We start from the raw sequence: 233 nt of genomic DNA, 5'->3' as shown, positions 1-233 counted from the left end.
TAACAATAGGTGCAAAATCTGAGGAAATGGTAAAGGATAAAATAGATGCAACAGCAAAAGTTAAATTAGGTTATGCTAAAACAAAAGGAGTAAATACACATACTGTTAAAACTGGAGTTGAAGGTACTGTAGAATATAGACCAACAACTAATTTAACATTAGGTGCAAAAGCTTCAGTAAACCCTACATTTACAATTAGCGAAAGTAAACCTTCATCAACAGTGATAACAAAC

At 31.8% G+C, this 233-nt stretch carries 1 protein-coding gene; it reads left to right on the top strand.

What is annotated here, in order from left to right; translation table 11 throughout:
* Positions 1 to 26: 26 nt before the first annotated feature.
* A partial coding sequence (locus AYC60_RS03475; RefSeq protein ID WP_156447651.1) for a hypothetical protein occupies positions 27 to 233 on the top strand: 207 nt, incomplete at its 3' end.

Source organism: Streptobacillus felis (genome assembly GCF_001559775.1).
GTDB lineage: Bacteria > Fusobacteriota > Fusobacteriia > Fusobacteriales > Leptotrichiaceae > Streptobacillus > Streptobacillus felis.
Note: the sequence above shows the minus strand (reverse complement) of the source record. Positions and strands in the feature narration are given on the sequence as shown.